Consider the following 17,345-nt stretch of genomic DNA (forward strand, 5'->3'; position numbering starts at 1 on the left):
CACGCTGCCGCGCTCGGTCGCCACGCTTCATCAGGCGCTGACGCCGGGGGGCATGCTGATCTTTTCCGCCGAACACCCTGTTTTCACCGCCCCCCTTCAGCAAGGCTGGCAGGTGGACGATCAGGGCCAAAAAAGCTGGCCGGTAAGTCACTATCAGCAGGAGGGCGAGCGCATCACTCACTGGTTCGCCGAAGGCGTGCGCAAGCAGCACCGCAAATTATCCACCTGGATAACGCTGCTGATTGAGGCGGGTTTTGAACTGGTGGCGCTGAATGAATGGGGCCCGAGCGCCGCGCAAATCGCGAAGGATCCGGCGCTGGATGAAGAAAAAGAACGGCCCATGATCTTTTTGCTCAGCGCCCGCAAACGGGGATAAGAAACATCCCGCCTCGCCACTTTCACAATCTTTCCTATACTCAGTAACGGATGTACTGGTTATTAAACAGAGGGAAAGCGATGAAAATTATTCTATGGGCCGTTTTGATTATCTTCCTGATTGGGCTGCTGGTGGTTACGGGTGTGTTTAAAGCGATTTTCTAAATCGCCGCGTTATACCGCGTGGTACGCCCGTCGGGCGTACCCGTCAATCGCCGCGGCAATCGACGGCGAATCCGTTAAGGTACGGATAGTGGTAAACAGTTCAGTCGCCTGCGGATAGGCCTTGCGTAAATACCCCAACCACTGCTTGATACGCGCGACGTGATACATCCCGGTATCGCCCTGCTTCTCCAGCTGCGTATACCTTTGCAGCAGTTCCACCACCTCGTGCCAGGGCATTGGCGCTTCGTTGTATTTCACTACCCGGCTTAAATTCGGCACATTGAGCGCGCCGCGTCCGACCATGAGCGCGTCACATCCGGTGGCCTGAAGACAGGCTTGGCCGCTCTGCCAGTCCCAGATTTCACCGTTAGCAATCACCGGGATCGACAGGCGCTGGCGGATTTCGCCAATCGCCGCCCAGTTGATGCGTTCCGCTTTGTAACCATCCTCTTTGGTGCGGCCATGCACCACCAGTTCCGTCGCGCCCGCCTGCTGTACCGCATCGGCGATCTCAAACTGGCGCGCGTCGCTGTCCCAGCCGAGGCGCACTTTCACCGTCACCGGCAGCGCAGCCGGGACCGCTTCACGCATCGCCTTTGCGCCGCGATAAATCAGGTCGGGATCTTTGAGCAACGTCGCCCCGCCGCCGCTGCCGTTAACCAGCTTTGACGGGCAGCCGCAGTTGAGGTCGACGCCCCAGGAGCCCAGCTCTACCGCGCGTGCGGCGTTTTCCGCCAGCCATTGCGGGTGCTGGCCCAGCAACTGTATGCGCACCAGGGTGCCGGACGGCGTGCGGCTCTGATGATGCAGCTCCGGGCAAAGTTTATAGAAGGATTTGGCAGGCAGCAGGCTGTCCACCACGCGCAGAAATTCCGTGACGCACAGATCGTAGTCGTTCACGTCCGTTAACAGTTCACGCACCAGAGAGTCCAGTACGCCTTCCATTGGCGCCAGTAACACACGCATAGCCGACCTCAGTAAAAAAGAGGCGCTATGGTAGCGCCTGGCGGCAATAAGGGAAACGCATTTTACGTGCTGCCATTGAGCCAGCCTGCTGTGCCGGGTATGCTGGCAAAAAATAGAATATGCCGCACCTGCACCTCCCTCTTTTTCATTTCTGACAAGGCTTGCAACTGTGCACAGCAGGCATACTGTTGATGCCATAAAATCATGATGTGATCTGTAGCACACAATTTTCATTAATTGTATGATGAATGCATTCCAACAAGGTTATTGATATGAGCACTATGCTGACTACCCTCTGGCACTTTGTCCGTGCGTTTATCCTGATTTACGCCTGTCTTTACGCGGGTATCGCCCTGGCGGCGCTGCTGCCCATCACCATTCCCGGCAGTATTATCGGTATGCTGATTATGTTTATCCTGCTGTCGCTGCAAATCCTGCCGGCGAAATGGGTCAAGCCCGGCTGTAACGTGCTGATCCGCTATATGGCGCTGCTGTTTGTACCGGTAGGGATTGGCGTGATGCAGTATGTCGACGTGCTGAAAGCGCAGTTCGGCCCGGTGGTGGTGTCCTGTTTTATCAGCACCCTGGTGGTGTTTCTGGTGGTCAGCTGGAGTTCACATCTGGTGCACGGCCAGCGCAAAGTGATTGGGCAGCAGGAGCCTAAACAATGATTGAGCATATCTGGTGGTCGCTGCCGTTAACCCTGGCGGTCTTTTTCGCGGCCCGCAAACTGGCGGCGAAGTTAAAAACCCCGCTGTTAAACCCGCTACTGGTGTCGATGGTGGTGATTATCCCGCTGCTGGTGTTTACCCATACGCCTTACGAGCACTATTTCCAGGGCAGCAAAATCCTCAATGATCTGCTGCAACCTGCCGTGGTAGCGCTGGCGTTTCCGCTGTATGAGCAGCTCCATCAGATCCGCGCCCGCTGGAAATCAATTATTACCCTCTGTTTTATCGGCAGCATGGTGGCGATGTTGACCGGCACGTCGATAGCGCTATTGCTGGGCGCGTCGCCAGAAATTGCCGCATCGATATTACCGAAATCCGTCACTACGCCGATTGCCATGGCGGTGGGCGGCAGTCTCGGCGGCATTCCGGCAATCAGCGCGGTATGTGTGATTTTTGTCGGCATCCTCGGCGCGGTATTTGGTCACAGCCTGCTGAATGTGATGCGCATCCATACCAAATCGGCGCGTGGACTGGCGATGGGCACCGCGTCGCACGCGCTGGGCACCGCCCGCTGCGCGGAGCTGGACTATCAGGAAGGGGCGTTCAGTTCGCTGGCGCTGGTGATCTGCGGGATTATCACTTCGCTGATCGCGCCGTTTTTATTCCCGTTGATTCTGGCGTTTTGGGCGTAAAATTTGCGAGATGTCGCGCAAATTTGTATGAAAGAAGTTTCGTTGCATAAATAACGGGATGCAAATCACATATCAAGCCTCCCTGGCTCCGTAAACTACGGATCCAGTAATCGATATTAAGAGGCTTTGCCATGCATTCACGATTTCACACCGCCTTTGCCGGGCTTTCACAGCCTCTGCAAACCGCACTTGCTCCCCTGCTGGAAGACGAACATTTTCCGGCCAGGCTGACGGCCGAACAGTCGCAGCAGATCCAACGCCAGTGCGGCCTCAACGAAGATGAGCTGGCGTTCGCATTACTGCCGCTCGCGGCGGCGTATGCAGAAACCCCTATCTCCCATTTTAACGTCGGCGCTATCGCGCGCGGCGTCAGCGGCAATTTATGGTTTGGCGCGAACATGGAATACCCCGGCATCGCGCTGCAACAAACTGTCCATGCCGAACAAAGCGCCATTACCCACGCGTGGATGAGCGGTGAAACGGGCCTGCGGGCAATTACCGTTAACTACACGCCGTGCGGGCACTGCCGCCAGTTTATGAATGAACTGAACAGCGGCCTCGATTTGCATATCCATTTACCGGGGCGCGCCGCCGCCAGGCTGAAAGACTATCTGCCAGACGCCTTTGGTCCGCGCGATCTGGAGATTAAAACCACCATTTTCGATGCTGAAGACCACGGTTTCGCGCTGGAAGGCGATGAGCTGAGCCAACAGGCGATTAAAGCGGCCAACCGCAGCCACGCGCCATATACCCGGTCGCCGTGCGGCCTGGCGATGGAACTGCGCGACAGCACTATCCTGACCGGCAGTTATGCCGAAAACGCCGCCTTCAACCCGTCACTGCCGCCGTTGCAGGCGGCGCTGAATCTGGTGATCCTGAAAGGTTACGGCTTTGCGGATATCCAGCGCGCCATCCTCGCTGAGCTGCCGAATGGCAATATCAGCCAGTGGGCGCCGACGGTGTCCACGCTTAATGGCCTGGGCTGCCAGAATGTCGAGCGGGTGCTTTTAGCCTGATGCTTTACGCTACACCGTGCGGAATGCTTAATTTTAATCCACCCGCACGGTCACCGGTTGCGCTCGCCTGGCGGGTAAAGTAGCCTTGGTGACAATTTTCCTGTTCTGAGCCACCTGAATGTTGAAGCGCCTGTTGTACAGCCTGGTTGTGTTTATCGGCTTACTGCTGTTAGCGGCGCTGCTTCTTGATCGCTGGATAAGCTGGAAAACCTCCCCCTACGTCTATGACGAATTACAGGACCTGCCCTACCGCCAGGTCGGTGTGGTGTTAGGCACCGCCAAGTACTACCGCACCGGCGTGATCAATCAGTATTACCGTTACCGCATTCAGGGCGCAATTAACGCTTACAACAGCGGCAAAGTAAATTACCTGCTGCTGAGCGGCGATAACGCGCTGCAAAGCTATAACGAACCAATGACCATGCGTAAGGATTTGATTGCCGCAGGCGTCGATCCGGCAGACATCGTGTTGGATTACGCCGGGTTCCGCACCCTGGATTCTATCGTTCGCACCCGTAAGGTGTTCGATACCAACGATTTTATTATCATTACCCAGCGCTTCCACTGCGAGCGCGCGCTGTTTATCGCCCTGCATATGGGGATCCAGGCGCAGTGCTACGCGGTGCCTTCGCCGAAAGATATGCTGACGGTACGGGTCCGGGAGTTCGGCGCGCGCCTGGGGGCGCTTGCCGATCTGTATATTTTCAAACGTGAACCCCGCTTCCTGGGGCCGCTGGTGCCTATCCCGGCCCTGCACGATGTACCGGACGATGCACAGGGCTACCCGGCGGTGACGGCAGAACAGCTGCTTGAGCTGCAAAAGGCGAAATAACGGCGTTTTGTTAACCGCATCCTCTTCCTCCATTCTGAATTCTTCGTTTCCGGCGTTGGCGGAAACTGTCCTCGTTTATACAGCGTCTACACTGACTTATGCACAACGCGTGTCTCTCACGCCGTCAAAAGGGAATCACTATGCTTATGGGAAAAACGTCGAAAATTCTTTTCGCGCTGATACTGGCGCTGGTCACGCTGGCACTGTGCAGCATTTTACGCCCCTGGTTCTCCTCACTGCTGTGGGCCGTTATCCTCGCCGTTATTTTTTATAAAACGAAAATCTGGCTGAGCCGCGCCACCGGTGGCCGCAACGGCCTGGCGGCGCTGCTGACGCTGCTGGTGATCTGTTTAATCGTTTTCACCCCGCTGGCGATTATCGCCTCTTCACTGGCACGGGAATTCAATACCGTCTACCAGAACCTGCAAACCGATAACGCCAATATCGCGCGGCTGTTTTATGAATATCTCGGCTATCTGCCGGACTGGGCGCGCGGCCTGCTGGCGGAATACCAGCTTGATAACCTCACCGACATCCGCAGCAAACTGTCTGAAGTCGCCATGAAGGGCAGCCAGTATGCCGCTGGCAGCGTATTGCTGATCAGTAAAAACACCTTCAGCCTGGCGGTAGGTTTCGGCGTGATGCTGTATCTGCTGTTCTTCTTCCTGAAAGACGGCGCACGGCTGGTGGAACTGGCGTTCAAAGCGATCCCGCTGGAAAACAACATGAAATACCGTCTGTTTGCCCGCTTCGCTGCGGTGGCTCGCGCCACGGTAAAAGGCACCGTGGTCGTCGCGGTGGTTCAGGGCGCGCTGGGGGGGATCGCATTTTACTTTGCGGGCATTGAAGCCAGCCTGCTGTGGGGCGCGCTGATGGCGTTCCTGTCGTTGATCCCGGCGGTGGGCACGGCGCTGGTGTGGATCCCGGCGGCAATTTATCTGTTTGCCACCGGGATGATTATCAAAGGCTTACTGCTGACGCTGTGGTTTGTGGTGGTGGTGGGCCTGTCGGACAATATTCTGCGCCCGCTGCTGGTGGGTAAAGATATCCGGATGCCGGACTGGTTGATCCTGATCACCACGCTGGGCGGGCTGAGCATCTACGGCATCAACGGCTTTGTGATTGGCCCGATGGTCGCGGCGCTGTTTGTCACCTGCTGGAACTATTTCTATCAGGCTGACCAGGAGAAGCGGCGGCTGAACGGGGATGATTCGAAAGTGCCTGCGCAGCAGGAAGTGACGGAAACGAAGCGCTAATAAAAAAAGCCCCCGTAACCGGGGGCTGGACAAAACAGGTCAACATTACTTCTTACGGGCGTATTTCAGGGAATCCAGCGCAACCGCGAAGATGATGATTGCGCCTTTGATAATGTACTGCCAGTACGGGTTCACGCCGATGTAGGTCAGGCCGTAGTTGATAACCGTAAAGATGATCACACCGGTTACCACGCCAATCACCGTACCCACGCCGCCGCTGAAGGAAACGCCGCCCACTACGCACGCGGCAATCGCATCCAGTTCGTACATAAAGCCAAGGTTGTTGGTGGCGGAGCCGATACGGCCTGCTTCCAGCATCCCGCCGAAGGCGTAGAACACGCCGGACAGCGCATAAATCATCAGCAGGTTCAGGGCCACGTTAACGCCGGAGACTTTTGCCGCTTCCGGGTTGCCGCCGATAGCGAAGATGTTTTTACCAAAGCGGGTTTTGTTCCACAGGATCCAGACGAAGGCCACCGCAATCAGCGCATAGAAGGTGATATACGAGAGTCGGAAACTGCCCAGCGCGATAAAGCCCTGGGTAAACGTCGAGAAGCCGCTGTCAAAACCGGAAATCGGCGATGCGCCCACGAAGTCGTAGTACAGGGAGTTGATGCCGTACACGATGATCATGGTGCCCAGGGTGGTGATAAACGGCGTCACGTTCAGGTAAGCGATAACGATGCCGTTAATCAGGCCGATGATCGCCCCGATAGCGCAGACAATGAGGATCACCACGAAAATCGGCATGGTCGCCATTTCCGGGAACACTTTATTGGCGTTTTCCATCGACTGTAACAGGGTTGCCGCCACGACTGCCGCCAGGCCAACCTGACGACCGGCAGACAGGTCAGTCCCCTGGGTGACGATAAGCCCCGCCACGCCCAGCGCAATGATAATACGTACCGAAGACTGGGTCAGGATGTTGCTTAAGTTCAACAGGCTTAAGAAGGTCGGGTCCTGGAAAATAATAATGGCCAGCAAAACTAAAAGGACGACGTAAATACCGCCTTCTTTCAGATAAGTGAGAAAACTTTTCTTATTTAACGCACTCATGAGGAGCCCCTGATATTAAAGGTGCAAAGACGCAAGACGCAAAATTTCATTCTGCGACGTCGTTTTGGTGTCAACAATTCCGGAAACGAGACCATTGCTCATTACCAGGATACGGTCGGTTATTCCTAACAGCTCTGGCATTTCGGAGGAGATGATAATGATCCCTTTGCCTTTTTTCGCCAGTTCAGCAATGAGCTGATAAATTTCAAACTTCGCGCCCACGTCAATACCGCGGGTGGGTTCATCAAGCATAAGTATTTCCGGCTGGGTTAACAGCCAGCGCCCGATAATCACCTTTTGCTGGTTACCACCGGAAAGCGAACCAATCTGGGTGCGATGGCCCGGCGTTTTTACGCGCATGGCATCAATAACCCACTGGGTATCACTTTTCATGCGGGAATTATCCAGCAGCCCGACTTTGTTTTTGTATTTGCGAATGTTGGAAATAAGCGAGTTAAAGCCGATATCCAGATAGGCATAAATACCCGTAGAGCGACGCTCCTCGGTCACCAGGGCGAAACCGTGGTTAATTGCCTCATTAGCGTTATGGTTATTAATTTGCTTACCGTGCAGCTTAATCGTCCCGGCGGATTTCTCGCGAATGCCGAATAAGGTTTCCACGATATCGGTACGCCTGGCGCCCACCAGCCCGGCAATACCTAAAATTTCGCCTTTATGCAGATCGAAGCTGACGTCGCGAATCGACGGCTGACGCAGAGAGGTCAGGTTTTTCACTTCGAGGATCACTTCGCCAGGAACGTTTTCTTTATCCGGGAAGCGCTGGTTCAGGGAGCGACCCACCATCATGGCGATGATCTTGTCCATATCCAGCCCTTCCAGCGACTGGGTGGCAATCCATTGACCATCACGAAGAATGGTAATTTCATCGCACAACTGAAAGATCTCTTCCATTTTATGGGAGATATACACGATGCCGCAGCCGCGCTCTTTCAATTTACGGATAATTTTGAACAGATGATTAACCTCTTTTTCCGTTAAGGAAGAAGTGGGCTCATCCATAATTACGATCTTGGCGTCATAGGAAAACGCTTTGGCAATTTCGATCATCTGCATTTGCGAGACAGAAAGCGTCCCTACGCGCGCGCGTGGATCGATATCAATATCGAGCTCGTCGAAAATCGCTTTGGTATCGCGGTACATTTTGTCCTGATCGACAAACACGCCTTTAGTCGGGTAACGCCCCAACCACATGTTGTCCATCACGGAACGTTGTAATACCAGGTTTAATTCCTGGTGAACCATTGAGATCCCATTTTCCAGCGCCTCTTTGGTTGACTGGAAATCGATCTCTCTCCCCTGAAAAAGAATGCTGCCGGAATCTTTTTTATAGATCCCAAAAAGGCATTTTAATAATGTCGATTTACCCGCCCCGTTTTCACCCATTAATGCATGGATAGAATGTGGGCGTACTTTCAAATTAACATTATCCAGTGCCTTAACGCCCGGGAATGACTTGTCGATACCGCTCATTTCTAACAAGTATTCGCCTGAGGATTGCGTGTTCGTGCTGACCATAGTTATACCTGGTGGCGTATAGGTTGACGGGTATGACGAGTTTAAAAAAGGGCGCAGCTTGCGCCCTTTAAATACGGCTTATTATTTGTTGGTGAACTCAGCCAGGTTTTCTTTATCAACCCCGACGTAAGGAACACGAACCACTTTGTTTTCGATTTTCCAGTTAGTCCCGTCGGCGGCGCCTTTACCTGCTGCCAGGTTTTTCGCCAGATCGAAGGTGGCTTTCGCCTGGTTGTTGGCGTCGTTCAGCACGGTACCGGCCATCGCACCGGATTTAACCAGCGCCAGGGCTTCCGGCAGGGCGTCAACGCCGAATACTGGAATAGAGGATTTGTTGTGGGCTTTCAGCGCTTCAACCGCGCCCATTGCCATGGCGTCGTTGTTGGCGATAACCACTTCAATTTTGTTCGCGTTCGGACCAGACAGCCAGGCGTCCATCTTGTCTTTCGCCATGGCGGTGTCCCACATAGCGGTATCAAGCTGCAGCTGCTGGGTTTTCACGCCTTTATCGTTCAGCTCTTTGATCACGTAAGTGGTACGCGCTTCAGCATCCGGGTGGCCCGGTTCGCCTTTCAGCAGTACGAACTGGATCTGGCCATCTTTATTCAGATCCCACGCCGGGTTTGCCGCCCAGTGTTTGGCAATCAGGTCGCCCTGGATAATGCCGGATTCTTTGGAGTCAGTACCGACGTAGAAGGCCTTGTCATAGCTGTCCAGCGCTTTACGGGACGGTTCTTTGTTGAAGAACACGATTGGCACGTTCTGGCCGCGCGCTTTTTCAATCACGGTGCCCGCTGCAGCCGGGTCAACCAGGTTGATAGCCAGAGACTTCACGCCTTTCGCCAGCAGGACGTCAATTTGGTCGTTCTGTTTGGACTGGTCGTTCTGCGAGTCGTTCATCAGCAGTTGAACATCCGGAGAGGCGGTAGCTTCCTTCTCAATCGCCTTACGTACTACAGACATGAAGTTATCGTCATATTTATAGATGGTCACGCCGATACGATCGGCTGCCTGAGCAGCAGCGCCAAACAGCATGCACGACATCACAGCGGACAGGGTCAACACCTTCTTATTCATGGTATCTCCGGTATTTGCAGGGTAGTTCTTGTGAATAATGGACGGCAGGACAGCGTGGAGTTCACGTTACTGACTGCCTAAGTTCACTGATGAAAATTTTCTTCCGTGACAGGTAACGCTCCAGTACTGCGTGTTATTTGCGCTTTCGGGCTTGTCATCTATGGTTATCGTTACATAGTGTTTCAGCCCCTAAACCGCTGACATCATAGTCAGCGGCTTGTTAAGATACTGTGAATTTACTCACAGATTGAAAGCGGTTACATCACGCATATTTACAAACTAGTGATCGGAGCCACAATTTGGCGCCCGGTTACCGAATGGCGACGCACTAAAGTCGGCATAAAACAGTGGGTTGCTGCATTATCGAGCAGCCCCTGCGCACCCTGTAACGCCAGCTCTGTCGCCAACCGCGCCATTGAAACAATCGGATAACGCACGGTGGTTAACTGCGGATCGGTGTAACGCGCCATGGGAATGTCGTCAAAGCCGATCAGTGACAAATGCTGCGGCACCGCAATGCCGTTATCTTTCAACGCCGTCAACGCCCCCGCCGCCATCCCGTCGTTATAGGCGAAAACCGCCGTCAGCTGGAGATTGCGGCCCAGCAGTTCAACCATCGCCGCCTCGCCGCCCTGCATATCCGGCGAACCGGTGCCAACCCAGCTTTCCGGGGCGACAATCCCCTGCTCCGCCAGCGCGCGCTGCCACCCTTCACGGCGATGATCGTTATCTTCAATAGCGTGACTTGAGGCCAGATAGCCGATGCGCTGATGGCCGTTGCTTTGCAGCATCCGCGTCGCCATCATCGCGCCGGTGATGTTGTCCAGCCCGACGCAGCGGTGCTCATAACCCGGAACAATGCGGTTAATCAGCACCATGCCGGGGATGTGATCCATGAACTGCGCCAGCTCGTCGTCAGGAAGTTCTTTTGCATGAACGATCAAGGCATTACAGCGATGGCGTATCAGCACCTCAATGGCGTGGCGCTCTTTTTCCGCTTCATGATAGCTGTTGCCGATCAGCACATATTTTTGATGCTGCTGGGCCACGGTATCCACCGCTTTCACCAGCGCGCCGAAGAAGGGGTCGGAGACGTCCATGACCACCACGCCAATGGTATCGCTGACCTGGGTCGCCAGCGCCTGGGCATTGGCGTTCGGGCGGTATCCCAGCTGATTGACGGCCTGCAGAACCAGTTCGCGCGTCTCTGGACTCACCAGCGCGCTGTTATTCAGGACCCGGGAAACGGTGGCGACGGATACGCCCGCCTGACGTGCGACATCACGAATGGTGATCATAACCCTCATCCTGTTTATTTTGGCAGCAACTCACGAATACCCCCTGTGTTAAGCTCAGGATATTGTGTCAGCGCGTGAATGGATGCTGCGTGAAGCGCATCACACCGCTGAAAACGGTTACATCCAAAATGTTAATGATTGTGATCTGGATCGTTATCTGTCTGTGCGGGAAAGGCTAACCCCTGACGCCCGTGCGGTTAATTGCCGCCACAGCCATTCCACCGGTCCCTGGCGGAAATAGCGCAGCCAGCAAACGGAGAACAGCAGGTTCACGGCCCAAACCGCCGGGACAAAGGCCAGCAGTTGCAGGCGGTCAAATTTCATAAACAGACCGAAGCGGCTGAACAAGGTGGTGCAGATGAGGGTTTGCAGCAGATAGTTGCTGAGCGCCATCCGCCCGACGCACACCACCGCGCCGGTGATGCGCCAGCGGGAAAGCTGCGGCCAGAAACCGTAGATCAGCGCGGTATAGCCCAGCACCTGAAACGGCGCGCTCAGCTCGCGCGGGGCCTGTAACAGGAAGCCGCACCAGCGGTAGGCCCAGTTGAGATGCCATTGCAGGAGGATTGACGGCAGGTTAATCGCCACGCCAGTCAGGATCAGTATGACGCCCGTGCGCCGGTAATGCCCCATGCTAAACTGCCCTTTCAGCCAGCCGCTGCGCATCAGCGCCGCGCCGATCAGCATCAGGCCCGCCAGTTGCCAACCGTACTGCGCGCCCAAAGCCAGCAGCGTGGAGGAGAGCAAATCCGCCCGGTAGCGAATGGCGGTCATTCCTCCTTCAGTACGCCAGAACTGTTCCAGCTGGAGGGCCGACTCGTCAGGGATCCACGAGCGGTTAAGCTGGTCGCCGGAAATCAGGCCCAGCAATATCAATACCCCGAGCCCTACAAGAAACAGCATCAGGCCGGTATTGAATAACGACTTGACGCTGGGCGCGTCGCGGATCAGCCGCCAGCTAATCAGCCCCACCAGCCCGTAAGCCAGCAGAATGTCGCCATCCCACAGCAGCAGACCGTGGCAGAAACCGAGCAAAACTAACAGCGTCAGACGCGACTGGATCCAGCGTTTGCCGCGCGCCAATAGCAGTTGCAGGCCCGCGCCAAACAGCAGCGCGAATAAGGTCAGGAATTTCACCTGGGCAAACAGGTCGAGAAGCGCCCAGGTCCAGGCGTCGCGGGAGGTAATATCGCCATACCAGGCGGGATTCAGGTAGGCGGCTTTCGGCAGGCCGAAAGCCATAATATTCAACAGCAGGATGCCAAGAATGGCAACGCCACGAACCGCGTCAAGCGTGACATTTCGTTCCATGCATCCGGCCTTCTGTTAGCTGTGGTGACGCACCGCGCGCAAAAACTCCTGACGCGTATTCTGGCTGGACTTGAACAGCCCGCCGAGCGAGGTGGTGGTGGTCGCGCTGGTCGCGTCACGAATGCCGCGCGCTTTCACGCAGTAATGCACCGCATCGATCGACACCGCCACGTTGTTGGTGCCAAGCAGGGTTTGCAGGGCCACCAGGATCTGCTGGGTTAGACGCTCCTGCACCTGCGGGCGCTGGGCGAAGAACTGCACGATACGGTTAATTTTCGACAGGCCGATTACCGACTCTTTGGGAATATAGGCCACGGTGGCTTTCCCGTCGATGGTCACAAAGTGGTGTTCACAGGTGCTGGTCAGGGTGATGTCGCGCACGGTGACCATTTCATCAACCTTCATTTTATTTTCAATGACGGTGATTTTCGGGAAATTGGCGTAATCCAGCCCGGAGAAAATCTCATCGACATACATTTTGGCGATGCGGTGCGGCGTTTCCATCAAACTGTCATCGCTCAGATCCAGATTGAGCAGTTGCATGATTTCGCTCATATGTTCGGAAATGAGGCGCTTGCGGGTTTCGTTGTCCAGTTCGCGCAACGGCGGACGCAACGGCGTCTCCAGACCGCGGGCGACCAGCGCCTCATGAACCAGGGCGGCTTCTTTACTGAGTGATGACATTTATTTTTCTCCTGCAGGTGTGGCGTACCTCTGCCCTCCCGGGGCAAAGTGCGCATTCATTGTGCGTGAGCCGGTGCACATAATCCAGTATTCACCATGATAATTATTGAAATTGGTCTGGCCTTTCAGGCTCACGCTTCCAGACCAGCCCGGCGGCGACAAACAGCGCTACGCCGGCAATCCACAGCGCAGGCTCCAGCCTGCCGGTCAGGACGGTGGACAGCGCCGACGTCATCGGCCCGCCCAACTGCCCGACGGCATAGCCGGTGGTTAATAACCCCGCCATATAGCGCGTATGCTGGGGCGCAAGCTCGCGTCCGTAAAGCAGCGACAGCTGCACCGCGCATAAAAATCCGCCGCCCACCAGCAACGCGCCAACCACCAGCCCCGCCATCGCAGGCAATAACGCCGCGCCCAGCACCCCGACGCCCTGTAACAACAGCACCACCGCCAGCCGCTGATTGCTGGAGCCCACGTGGCGCAGGGCAATGCTTAATGCAATACCGCACACCGCAGCGATGCCAAACACTGGCCAGACGAACTGCGCCATAAAGCTGCCGGGAAAGCGCGCCGCCGCCATTTGCGAAAGAAACGTCGCGGGCAGGATGTAGCCGAAACCGGCAAGGCTGTAGCTCCAGACCAGGCGCTTCAGGCCAGGCGTGAGCGTCAGCGGCTGCGGCTGGCTCTCCGGGCGATGGAGTTGCCCCTTGCGCGGCAAATTACGCGCGATCAGGCCAATCAGGATCAGCGCCAGCACCCCGTATACCAGCCAGCCCTGCCAGGCGTGCAAATCGCCCGCCTGAATGGCCACGGCCAGCAACCCGCTGATGGCGATACCCGCGCCCGGCCCGGCGAATACCGCCGCGCTTAACCCCGGTTTGCCGAAATGCGCCAGCTGTTCGTTGGTCCAGGCGGCGATCAACACCATCGCCCAGCCGCTCATACCGCCAATGACAAAGCGAATTATCGCGTGGCTCCAGGCCTCCGGGGCCAGCGCAGAGAGTAACGTCAGCCCTACCGCGCCCCAGACGCCGAGGTGCAACCGGCACTCCACGTGGCGACAGGCGCGCATCGCGTCCCATGCCCCTGCCAGATAGCCCAGATAGTTAATCGCCGCCACCAGCGCCGCGCTGGTCAGGGTAAGCTGCCCTTCGGCTATCATTAACGGCACCTGCGGCGTAAAGGCAAAACGGCCGATACCCATCGCCACGACTAAAACCAGAAAACCCGTTATCGCAATTCGCAGCGCCACGGCCACTCCATTTGTTACAATGCGGTTATATAGATGATGCAGGATAGCCAAATAAAGCTGAACTGAAATTTCTTCACTGTAAAATGAATAACCTGCGTACCCTTTCGATACCCCAAGGAGCCATTATGGAGATGATTGAAGAGCACCGCTGTTTTGAAGGCTGGCAACAACGCTGGCGTCATCATTCAGAGGTGCTCAACTGCACCATGACCCTGAGCGTATTTTTGCCGCCGCCGGTTTCCACCAATCCGCCGCCGGTGCTGTACTGGCTCTCGGGCCTGACCTGCAATGATGAAAACTTCACTACCAAAGCCAACGCTCAGCGCGTCGCGGCGCAACTGGGCATTGTGCTGGTGATGCCGGACACCAGCCCGCGCGGCGATGATGTGGCGGATGCCGACGGCTACGATCTGGGCAAAGGCGCGGGCTTTTACCTGAACGCCACCCAGGCGCCGTGGGCAGCACATTACCGGATGTACGACTATCTGCGCGATGAGCTACCGGCGCTGGTTCAGGAGCACTTTAACGTCAGCGATCGTTGCGCTATCAGCGGTCACTCGATGGGCGGCCACGGGGCGCTGATCATGGCGCTGAAAAATCCGGGACGCTTTACGTCGATTTCGGCGTTTGCGCCCATTGTGAACCCGGTGCGCGTGCCCTGGGGCCAGAAAGCGTTCAGCGCGTATCTGGGCGAGGATCAAAACCAGTGGGCGGCATGGGACAGCTGCGCGCTGATGGCGCAGGCAAGCGCCGAACAGCAGATCCCGACCTTAGTGGATCAGGGCGATAACGATCAGTTCCTCGCCGATCAGCTTCAGCCTGCGCAACTGGCGGAAGTGGCGCGCCAGACCGGCTGGCCGTTAACCCTGCGCATTCAGCCAGGCTACGATCACAGTTATTTCTTTATTGCCTCGTTTATTGAAGATCACCTGCGCTTTCATGCTGAGCATCTTTTTGCTGAGGCGTAAGTAAAAAAGGGTATCCCGCCCGGGATACCCTTCTCTCTTTTCAGCAATCCATCAGAAGCGGTAATCCATGGCCACAAAGTAACGACGGCCATCTTCGTTATAGCTGTAGTCTTCGCGGCTCAGGTCTTTATCGCCGAGGTTCATCACGCCGGTACGCAGCTTGACGTTCTTCGTGGCCTGCCAGGCCGCGCCCGCATTCCAGATCACATAGCCGCCGGTGGCGGTGGTAGCGGTCGTGGTGGCGCGCTGCTCGCCGGTATAGTTACCGGACACATAGAACGACCAGTCTTCCAGCGGCGTCCAGTCCAGGGTGCCGTTGGCGGTATGGAACGGCAGCGAGGACAGCGGTTTGTTGCCGCCGCCGCTCAGGTCACGCCCGTCGTTATAGGTGTAGTTCACCGTCAGTTTCCACTGGTCGTTGAACGGCACTTTCAGCTCGGTTTCCACGCCGCGAATCCGCGCTTTGTTGACGTTGTAATAGCGGAAGATCGGTTCGCCGTCGCTGTTGAACCCCACAAAGTTGCTGTAGCTTGGCGCCAGCGTGCGGCTTTGCGTACGGTCGATGTTGATCATGTCGTCAATATCGTTCTGGAAGGTCGTGACGCTGGCGGTGACGCCTTCCAGCCACCCTTCTTCCCCGGCGTAGTACAGGCCGAGCTCGTAGCTTTCGCTGGTTTCCGGCTTCAGATCCGGGCTACCGACGATTTCGCACGCGCCACGGCAGGAACCGGTGGTCCAGTCCGGGCTCAGTTGCAGCAGCGAAGGCGCTTTAAACGCGGTGGACCAGCCGCCTTTCACCGTCAGGGTGTCGGTGGCGTTGTACACCAGATACGCACGCGGGCTCCAGTGGTCGCCGTAGGTTTCGTGGTCGTCCATACGCAGACCGGCGGTCAGCGCCAGCGGATCGATAATCCGCCATTCGTCTTCCAGGAACAGCGCGTACTGACTGGCAGAGGTTTCGCTGCTGTTGCCGCCCGTCAGATTGACCGGATCTTTCAGTTTGTCGTGGCGGTATTCGCCGCCGAAAGTCACTAACTGGTTGATCGCGCCAATCGGCAGCACGTACTTACCGTCCAGCGTATTGCTTTCGGAGGTAATGGTGCCGGTGCTGGCAGGATCTTTGTTATCAAGTTTTTCGCCGTAGAAGCGCAGCTCGCTGTTACCTGAATCCCAGCGCCCGTTGTGGCCGATGGCCCAGGTTTCGCGCTCAAGGCGGTCTTTGGCGAGGGAATCGGAGTCACGATCCTGGCGGTCGCGGCCATAGGCGAAGTCGATGTCATGATTCTCGTTCGGCGTCCAGTTGAACTCCACACTGGCGTCACGGCTGGTAAAGCCTTCAATACGCGGCGTTTCGCCGGTGCTGGTCGGCTGCTGATCGTCTTTTTCACGCTTCGACAGGCTGCCGTACACTTTTACGCCCAGTACGTCATCAATCAGCGGGCCGCTGGTGAAGAACTGGCCGTTGTAAGTGTCGCCGCGATCGCGGTGTTCCTGGATGGTGGTGTCTGCGGTGACGGAGCCGTGCCAGCTTTTGCTCACTTTACGGGTAATGATGTTGACCACGCCGCCCAGCGCATCGGAACCGTACAGCGAAGACATCGGCCCGCGCACCACTTCGATGCGCTCGATGGCGTCTACCGGGATCCAGTTCAGGTCGAAATCGTTATGACGGAACACCGCGTTACGCGAGTTCACCCGCTTGCCGTCTACCAGAATCAGCGTATAGCTGCTGCTCAGGCCGCGAATGCTGACGCCCTGGCGGTTATCGCCTTCATTGGTCAGCTGCACGCCCGGCACTTCTTTCAGCACCTCTTTGAGGTTCTGAACCGGTTTACGTTGCAAATCTTGCTGGGTGATCACGCTAATGCTGGCGGGCGCATCTTTGAGGTTTTGTTCGGTAGACGATGCGGTGACAACCATCGTCTCTTCCGGATTGTCGGCCGCCATAACGGGCAAGGCCAGGGTCAACGCAGACGCGCACAGTCCGCCCCTGACCAAAGGATTCAACCTGAACATTCCTTATCTCCATGAGGTGAAATACAACAAATTCATCTCATCGCTCACACCGCCGCGCCCCCGCATCGAGGCGGGTGGCTTTTTACGCGGCTAACCATAAAGCAAACGATAATGCTTATCAATTAAATTGTTAAAATTTGTTGTTAAATGGAAAAAACGGCGAGAAAGGGTAAG

General features: G+C 56.2%; 18 protein-coding genes and 1 pseudogene. 9 read left to right on the plus strand and 10 right to left on the minus strand.

The features are described 5' to 3' along the window. Positions 1 to 19 precede the first annotated feature (19 nt). Together GV764_RS12250 and yohP are read left to right on the plus strand one after the other, a co-directional pair. A pseudogene (locus GV764_RS12250) lies at positions 20 to 376 on the plus strand (SAM-dependent methyltransferase); the annotation flags it as partial. An 80-nt stretch (positions 377 to 456) separates the two neighbouring features. After that, positions 457 to 540: a small membrane protein YohP gene (gene yohP, locus GV764_RS12255; protein ID WP_085949451.1), complete on the plus strand. Its 84-nt coding sequence runs from the start codon at positions 457 to 459 to the stop codon at positions 538 to 540. A 9-nt stretch (positions 541 to 549) separates the two neighbouring features. On the opposite strand, the gene dusC is transcribed toward yohP, so the two are convergent. Both dusC and GV764_RS12265 read right to left on the minus strand, forming a co-directional pair. Continuing rightward, positions 550 to 1,506: a tRNA dihydrouridine(16) synthase DusC gene (gene dusC, locus GV764_RS12260; protein ID WP_161660397.1), complete on the minus strand. Its 957-nt coding sequence runs from the start codon at positions 1,504 to 1,506 to the stop codon at positions 550 to 552. Between the two features lie 62 nt (positions 1,507 to 1,568). Beyond that, on the minus strand, positions 1,569 to 1,712 hold the full coding sequence (locus GV764_RS12265; protein ID WP_161660398.1) for a hypothetical protein: 144 nt from the start codon (positions 1,710 to 1,712) through the stop codon (positions 1,569 to 1,571). A 66-nt stretch (positions 1,713 to 1,778) separates the two neighbouring features. Between GV764_RS12265 and GV764_RS12270 the strand changes: the two genes are divergently transcribed. From GV764_RS12270 to GV764_RS12290, 5 genes are all read left to right on the plus strand, one after another. Next, positions 1,779 to 2,177 carry a CidA/LrgA family protein gene (locus GV764_RS12270; RefSeq protein ID WP_125291642.1) on the plus strand — a complete coding sequence of 133 codons (399 nt, stop codon included), beginning with the start codon at positions 1,779 to 1,781 and terminating at the stop codon, positions 2,175 to 2,177. Beyond that, on the plus strand, positions 2,174 to 2,869 hold the full coding sequence (locus GV764_RS12275; protein ID WP_161660399.1) for a CidB/LrgB family autolysis modulator: 696 nt from the start codon (positions 2,174 to 2,176) through the stop codon (positions 2,867 to 2,869). The genes GV764_RS12270 and GV764_RS12275 overlap by 4 nt, the downstream gene beginning before the upstream one ends. 131 nt (positions 2,870 to 3,000) lie before the next feature. Next, positions 3,001 to 3,885: a cytidine deaminase gene (cdd, locus tag GV764_RS12280; RefSeq protein ID WP_161660400.1), complete on the plus strand. Its 885-nt coding sequence runs from the start codon at positions 3,001 to 3,003 to the stop codon at positions 3,883 to 3,885. Between the two features lie 118 nt (positions 3,886 to 4,003). Continuing rightward, a complete protein-coding gene (sanA, locus tag GV764_RS12285) occupies positions 4,004 to 4,717 on the plus strand; it encodes an outer membrane permeability protein SanA (protein WP_161660401.1) in 714 nt (237 codons plus the stop codon). A gap of 140 nt (positions 4,718 to 4,857) precedes the next feature. Then, positions 4,858 to 5,973: an AI-2E family transporter gene (locus GV764_RS12290; protein WP_161660402.1), complete on the plus strand. Its 1,116-nt coding sequence runs from the start codon at positions 4,858 to 4,860 to the stop codon at positions 5,971 to 5,973. A gap of 45 nt (positions 5,974 to 6,018) precedes the next feature. On the opposite strand, the gene mglC is transcribed toward GV764_RS12290, so the two are convergent. The 7 genes from mglC to GV764_RS12325 all read right to left on the minus strand — a co-directional run bounded on the left by mglC (position 6,019) and on the right by GV764_RS12325 (position 14,187). Next, positions 6,019 to 7,029: a galactose/methyl galactoside ABC transporter permease MglC gene (mglC, locus tag GV764_RS12295; RefSeq protein WP_161660403.1), complete on the minus strand. Its 1,011-nt coding sequence runs from the start codon at positions 7,027 to 7,029 to the stop codon at positions 6,019 to 6,021. Between the two features lie 15 nt (positions 7,030 to 7,044). Next, entirely contained in the window at positions 7,045 to 8,565 is a 1,521-nt protein-coding gene (gene mglA, locus GV764_RS12300; protein WP_161660404.1) for a galactose/methyl galactoside ABC transporter ATP-binding protein MglA, read from the minus strand. An 81-nt stretch (positions 8,566 to 8,646) separates the two neighbouring features. Continuing rightward, positions 8,647 to 9,642 carry a galactose/glucose ABC transporter substrate-binding protein MglB gene (mglB, locus tag GV764_RS12305; RefSeq protein WP_161660405.1) on the minus strand — a complete coding sequence of 332 codons (996 nt, stop codon included), beginning with the start codon at positions 9,640 to 9,642 and terminating at the stop codon, positions 8,647 to 8,649. 272 nt (positions 9,643 to 9,914) lie between these two features. Then, positions 9,915 to 10,940, minus strand: coding sequence for an HTH-type transcriptional regulator GalS (gene galS / locus GV764_RS12310; protein WP_161660406.1), 1,026 nt, complete (start codon positions 10,938 to 10,940; stop codon positions 9,915 to 9,917). Between the two features lie 153 nt (positions 10,941 to 11,093). Further along, positions 11,094 to 12,251: a DUF418 domain-containing protein YeiB gene (gene yeiB / locus GV764_RS12315; RefSeq protein WP_161660407.1), complete on the minus strand. Its 1,158-nt coding sequence runs from the start codon at positions 12,249 to 12,251 to the stop codon at positions 11,094 to 11,096. A gap of 15 nt (positions 12,252 to 12,266) precedes the next feature. Then, complete coding sequence (folE, locus tag GV764_RS12320) at positions 12,267 to 12,935, minus strand: GTP cyclohydrolase I FolE (protein ID WP_125291632.1); 669 nt, start codon at positions 12,933 to 12,935, stop codon at positions 12,267 to 12,269. A 103-nt stretch (positions 12,936 to 13,038) separates the two neighbouring features. After that, positions 13,039 to 14,187 (minus strand): YbfB/YjiJ family MFS transporter, encoded by a 1,149-nt coding sequence (locus GV764_RS12325; RefSeq protein ID WP_161660408.1) that lies wholly within the window; start codon positions 14,185 to 14,187, stop codon positions 13,039 to 13,041. 125 nt (positions 14,188 to 14,312) lie between these two features. Here GV764_RS12325 and fghA point away from each other — a divergent pair, with 125 nt between their 5' ends. Continuing rightward, complete coding sequence (fghA, locus tag GV764_RS12330) at positions 14,313 to 15,155, plus strand: S-formylglutathione hydrolase (protein ID WP_161660409.1); 843 nt, start codon at positions 14,313 to 14,315, stop codon at positions 15,153 to 15,155. A 51-nt stretch (positions 15,156 to 15,206) separates the two neighbouring features. Here the strand turns inward: fghA and cirA are convergent, their stop codons facing one another. Continuing rightward, positions 15,207 to 17,162 carry a catecholate siderophore receptor CirA gene (gene cirA / locus GV764_RS12335; RefSeq protein ID WP_328515171.1) on the minus strand — a complete coding sequence of 652 codons (1,956 nt, stop codon included), beginning with the start codon at positions 17,160 to 17,162 and terminating at the stop codon, positions 15,207 to 15,209. On the opposite strand from cirA, the gene GV764_RS22285 reads away from it, so the two are divergent. Further along, positions 17,065 to 17,265: a hypothetical protein gene (locus tag GV764_RS22285; protein ID WP_328515172.1), complete on the plus strand. Its 201-nt coding sequence runs from the start codon at positions 17,065 to 17,067 to the stop codon at positions 17,263 to 17,265. The two genes, cirA and GV764_RS22285, sit on opposite strands and share 98 nt — an antisense overlap. The last annotated feature ends 80 nt before the right edge of the window (positions 17,266 to 17,345 follow it).

Origin of the sequence: Atlantibacter hermannii (assembly GCF_009907385.1) — a bacterium.
GTDB classification, from domain to species: Bacteria; Pseudomonadota; Gammaproteobacteria; order Enterobacterales; family Enterobacteriaceae; genus Atlantibacter; species Atlantibacter hermannii_A.